This is a genomic window from Tepidisphaeraceae bacterium (genome assembly GCA_035998445.1).
In the GTDB taxonomy this organism is placed as follows: domain Bacteria; phylum Planctomycetota; class Phycisphaerae; order Tepidisphaerales; family Tepidisphaeraceae; genus DASYHQ01.
In genome coordinates this window covers 1-5,582 of record DASYHQ010000062.1, presented here as the reverse complement: position 1 = coordinate 5,582, position 5,582 = coordinate 1, and the positions used below count along the sequence as shown (strand labels likewise).

Below are 5,582 nucleotides of genomic sequence, written 5' to 3'. Positions count from 1 at the left end.
ATCCCGAATTCAGGCGATGCCAAACCCGATTGGCATCGGTGCAACCTCGATTGGCATCGGTGCAAACTCAGTTTGCATCGGTGAAAACTCGATTGTCATCGGTGCAAACCTGGTTGTCATCGGTGCAAAGCGGGTTGTCATGGGTGCAAACTGGATTGGCATCGGTGCAAACTGGATTGGCATCGGTGCAAACCCGGTTGTTATCGGTGCAAGCGCAATTGGCATCGGTGCAAACTCGGTTTTCCCACGTGCAAAACTCGGTTGGAACGCGTGACAACCTGCTGTGTCTCGAGATGGTTTCCGTCATCATCCTGTAGTGGCGACGCCTGCGTCGCGGTCGGGGCGCAACCCTGAAGTCCGGCGTGGTTCGACGCTTCGCGTCGACCGCGACGCAGGCGTCGCCACTACAGGAGCTGCTTGAACATAGGATCGAGACTGACAACCACGTTTGCAGCGCATCCAATCCGGTTGACGCGAGGGGACGTCGCAGGTCGGGGCCGATTGGCGGCGGTGGGCGCGGGATATTCTCGGACGAACGGTGGAGGGGCGCGGCTGGGACGTCGCGGTCGTTTTCAAATGTAACGGCAGGCTGGGTTGGCGTGACTATAACTAGGTGTGATAAATCGTTCGTCCGTTACGCGTGAGATGTTATGAACTGGGTCGCTTTGAAAATGCTGGTCGGCGATCGCCTGAAGTACATCGCGCTGGTGGCGGGGGTGGCGTTTGCGGCGCTGCTGATTACCAATCAGGCGTCCATCCTGGTCGGCTTCGCCCATCGCACCGGGGCATGGGTGCGCGATACGGACGTGGCCGACCTTTGGGTGATGGACGAGCAGGTCGAGTTTACAGAAGACATCAAGCCGATGCTCGAGACGGCCCTCGGGCGCGTACGCGGGGTGGAGGGCGTGCAGTGGGCGGTGCCGTTGTATAAAAACTTCGTGAACGCCCAGATGGCCGACGGCACGCGGCGCAACGTGCGGCTGATTGGTCTGGACGACGCCACGCTGACCGGTGGGCCACCCATTATGGTGGAAGGCACGATGGCGGATCTGCGGCGAGACCGTGGCGTGCTGATGAACGTCGAGGCGCCGGTCCGGCTGGACCGCACCCCCGGCAGCCCGGCGGTGAAGGTGGGCGATCGCATCACGCTGAACGATTACGAGGTGGTGGTCGTCGGCACGTATCGCTCGAGCACGGAGTTCTTCTGGGAACCGGTGCTTTACACGACGTATAGCCGGGCGAAGTTCGTCTATACCGATCAGCGCAAGACGCTGCAGTACGTGCTGGTGAAGGTGAAGCCGGGCGCGGACGTGGCGGCCGTCGCGCAGCGCATCTTCGACAACACCGGCCACCGCGCGCTGACGAGCGACCAGTTCGAGGATCAAACGATGTGGTGGATTCTGAACAAGACGGGCATCCTGATCAACTTTGGCATTACGGTGGCGATGGGGATGGCGATCGGCATTCTGGTGGCGGGGCAGACGTTCTTCAGCTTCGTGCTCGACAACCTCCGCCATTTCGCGGCGCTGATGGCGATGGGGGCCGACCGGCTCACGATCCTGCGCATGCTGCTGGTGCAGGTGCTGGTGGTCGCAGGCCTCGGCTACGGCATTGGCCTGGGTGGGGCGGCGGCGGCTGGCATGTTGTTCTCCAAGGCGGGGCTGGCGTTTCAGATGTCGTGGCAGATCACCGTCGCCGGCGGCGTGGCGGTGTTCGTCTGCTGCCTGATCGCGGGACTGCTGGGCGCGGTCCGCGTGCTGCGCCTGGAGCCGGCGGTGGTGTTCAAGAGTTGAGATGGGAAACACATAGCCACGGGCTTGCCCGTGGTCTTGGTTCAATTGAAGAGAAGACCACCGGCAAGCCGGCGGCTATATGTTGAAGTTCAAAAACGCGTTCCATGACCCTTGCGACCGAACAAACTCTGGCCGTGCGATGCACCGGCGTCGTCAAGACCTACGGCAGTGGGTCGGCGGTCGTCACGGCGCTGCGCGGCATTAACCTCGACGTGCGCGCCAACGAGCTGATGATGCTCGTCGGGCCCAGCGGGTGCGGGAAGACGACGCTCATCAGCGTGATCGCGGGCATCCTCGATCAGGACGACGGCCAGTGCGCAGTCTTCGGGCACGACTTCAAGCACATGGGCCAACGCACCAAGACGAAGTACCGCGGGCAGACGATCGGATTCGTCTTCCAGGCCTTCAACCTGCTGCCCACCCTGTCGGCCGCCGAGAACGCCGCGGTGCCGTTGCTGATTAACGGCGTGAAGCGCAAGGAGGCCGTCGACCGCGCCCGCGCCATGCTCGACCGCGTCGGCCTCGGTGACCGCTCGGCGTCGCTGCCCGCGCAACTGTCTGGTGGACAACAGCAACGCGTCGCGATCGCCCGGGCGCTCGTCCACGGCCCCAAGCTGATCGTCTGCGACGAACCGACCAGCGCGCTGGATGCCCAGACCGGCCACAAGGTGATGGAACTGCTGCGCGAGGTCGCGCTCGGCGAGGGACGCTCACTCATCATCGTCACCCACGACGCCCGCATCTTCGAGTTCGGCGACCGGATTGCGCAGATGAACGACGGGCAGGTCGTGAAGGTCGTGGAGTCGGCCGAACAGTTGGAACATTGAATCCAAAATCGGAGCCCGTCATGTTTCGCAAATTCCTCCTCCCGCTCCTCGCCGTCGTCGGTGTGGTGTTCGCGATCTACACCGTGGTCACGGGCAGCCAGGAGCCGGCGGTGAGCCAGCCGATCGCGCCACCGGCGCAGGCGCCGTTCGAGGCCTACGTGGCCGGGGCGGGGCTGGTGGAGGCCAGCACCGAAAACATCGCCGTCGGCACGCCGGTCGCGGGGGTGGTGAGCGAGATGAAGGTGAAGGTGGGCGACGACGTGAAGCGAGGCGATCCGCTCTTCCTCATCGATCTGCGCGACCTACAGGCCGAACTGCTCGTGCGCGAGGCCGACCTGAAGACCCGCCAAGCCAACGTGGAGGTAGCCCAGGCCACCGCGGCCGACGCGCGGAACCAGTTCGAGTTGTACCAGGCGATCGGCGACGTGCGGGCGGTGACGAAGGAAGAACTCGACCGCCGGCGGTTCGCGACGGACATCGCTGAGGCGAGCGTTGCCCAAGCCCAGGCGCAAGTGTCGGCGGCTGACGCGTCGATCGCGCAGCTGAAGGTCGAACTGGACCGCCGGATCGTGCGGGCGCCGGTTGACGGGCAGGTGCTGCAGGTGAAGGTGCGGGCGGGCGAGTTCGCGCCGGCCGGCGTGCTGGCGACGCCCCTGATGCTCATCGGCGACGTGCGGACGCTTCACGTGCGCGTCGATGTCGACGAAAACGACGCCTGGCGCGTCGACCCACGCGCCCGGGCCACCGCGAGCGTGCGCGGCAACAGTCAGTTGAAGACCGACCTGCAGTTCGTCCGCATCGAACCCTACGTCGTCCCCAAACGCTCCCTCACCGGCGAGAGCAGCGAACGCGTTGATACACGCGTGCTTCAGGTGCTTTATTCCTTTGATCGCAACGCGTTACGCAACATCTACGTGGGGCAGCAGATGGACGTGTTTATCGAAGATTTAATTAGCCCGCGGGATAATACGAGCCGGCCAGTGGTCAAAACCGACTAGCCAGTCAATAATGATTTCGACCGCTTCACCGGACACAGGAATAACGCTCATGCACGCTGCCGCCTACCTTCGCCGCCTTGCCTTGGTTGCCCCGCTCGCCATTGTCGCCGCCGGTTGCACCGTCGGCCCGAACTATGAACGCCCGGAGACGAAGGTGAAGGGCGCCTTCGATGCCCAGCGGCCGTTCGACGCCAGCTCAACCCAGCCATCCACGAAGCCCACGACCCAGCCGATCGTGTCGCGCTGGTGGACGACGTTCAACGACTCGCAGCTCGACTCGCTCGTTGACCGCGCGATCGTCGCCAACCTCGACGTGCGGCAGGCCCAGGCCCGCGTGCGCGAGGCCCGCGCCCGCGTGGGTGTGGAACGATCGGCGTACCTGCCGGACGTGACGGGCGGCGCGTCGTATCAACGGTCGAGCCGTTCGCTGAACATCGAAGGGGGCACCGCCGCGACGGGCGTGGGCACGGGCACTGGTGGCAACAGTGGGGGTGGCACCGCCGTCAACTTCGCGCCCGATCGCGAGGCCGACTTCTGGCAGGCCGGGTTCGACGCCGCCTGGGAGCTAGACGTCTTCGGCGGCACCCGCCGGGCCGTGCAGGCCGCCGTCGCGGAACTGCAGGCGGTGGAAGAGGACCGCAACGACGTCCTGCTCACCCTGCTCGGCGACGTCGCCAACAACTACGTGCAGTACCGCGGCATCCAGCAGACGATCCTGACCACCGAAGCCAATCTGAAGGTGCAGCAGGACACGCTCGAGCTGACGCAGTCGCGCTTCCAGGCCGGCCTGAGTAGCGACCTCGACGTCGCCCGGGCCGAGGCGCAGGTGGAGACGACCGCCGCCCAGTTGCCGCCGCTTCAGACGCAGCAACGGCAGTACCTGCACCGCCTGGGCGTGCTGCTGGGCCAAGACCCCAGCGCGCTCGCCGACGAGCTGGCCGAGGTGAAGCCGATCCCCGGATCGGCCGTCGAGGTGCCGATCGGCCTGCCGAGCGAACTGTTGCGCCGCCGGCCCGACATCCGCCGCGCCGAGCGCCAGCTGGCCGCCGCCACGGCGCGCATTGGTCAGGCGATCGCCGAGTACTTCCCGAAGTTCTCGCTCGTGGGATCACTGGGCCTGCAGAGCAGCGAGTTCAGCTCTTGGGGCGACGCCGACAGCATCTTCTGGAACGTCGGTCCGAGCATCAGCTGGAACGTCTTCGCCGGCGGGCGCATAAGGTCGCAGGTGGACGTGCAGAACGCGATCCAGGAGCAGGCCGTCGCCAACTACGAACAGGCCGTGCTGACCAGCCTCGAAGATGTCGAGAACACCCTGACCGCCTTCGACCGCGAGCAATCGCGCCGCCGGCGGCTGGCGAGCGCGGTGTCGTCCAACCAGCGGGCCGTGTCGCTGTCGCAGCAACTCTACGAACGGGGCCTCGGCGACTTCCTCGACGTGCTTCAGGCCCAGCAGGCTCTGTTCAACTCGCAGGATGCGTTGGCCCGCAGTGAAGCGCAGGTCTCGGCCAACCTCGTCGCGCTCTACAAGGCCCTCGGTGGCGGCTGGGACGAGGCCGCCCAGCAACTGACGGCCGCGAAGTAGGATGACACGCCCGGCCCTATGCACTTGACGCAAGGACTGCGCGATTCGTCATTCTGAAAGGGCTTTTCTTAAGACGGACATAGCCGCGCTCCGGCCCCTCTCCCATGTACGCATGGGGGAGGTTGGGAGGGGGTGATGCCCCCATGACCAAAGGGGTCAGCAGTTCGTGAAGACCCCCTCCCAGCCTCCCCCGGCGTACCGGGAGAGGGGCCGGAGCGATCGCTCCTTTCTTAATCAACACGCTCTAGGTGTACAGTCCCATGGTATGATGGCACACGACCGCTGGCCATCAACAAGCAGGAACTATGGGACAACTACTCCACGGCTGCGCCACCACGACTGAGGCGGTTCGTCGAGCGATCCAGCAGAGTCAAGCGAGCGT

Annotated in this window: 5 protein-coding genes; all 5 read left to right on the top strand. The window is 65.0% G+C overall.

Annotated features, from left to right (window positions below; all coding sequences use genetic code 11):
* Positions 1-274 (top strand): hypothetical protein (locus VGN72_23915; protein ID HEV7302407.1); only part of this gene is annotated, 274 nt, incomplete at its 5' end.
* A gap of 376 nt (positions 275-650) precedes the next feature.
* Positions 651-1,793 carry an ABC transporter permease gene (locus VGN72_23910; GenBank protein HEV7302406.1) on the top strand — a complete coding sequence of 381 codons (1,143 nt, stop codon included), beginning with the start codon at positions 651-653 and terminating at the stop codon, positions 1,791-1,793.
* Between the two features lie 104 nt (positions 1,794-1,897).
* The gene (locus tag VGN72_23905; protein ID HEV7302405.1) at positions 1,898-2,620 is read left to right on the top strand and encodes an ABC transporter ATP-binding protein; all 723 of its coding nucleotides are present in this window, start codon (positions 1,898-1,900) and stop codon (positions 2,618-2,620) included.
* A 20-nt stretch (positions 2,621-2,640) separates the two neighbouring features.
* On the top strand, positions 2,641-3,618 hold the full coding sequence (locus VGN72_23900) for an HlyD family efflux transporter periplasmic adaptor subunit (GenBank protein ID HEV7302404.1): 978 nt from the start codon (positions 2,641-2,643) through the stop codon (positions 3,616-3,618).
* Between the two features lie 49 nt (positions 3,619-3,667).
* Positions 3,668-5,200, top strand: coding sequence for an efflux transporter outer membrane subunit (locus VGN72_23895; GenBank protein HEV7302403.1), 1,533 nt, complete (start codon positions 3,668-3,670; stop codon positions 5,198-5,200).
* Positions 5,201-5,582 lie beyond the last annotated feature (382 nt).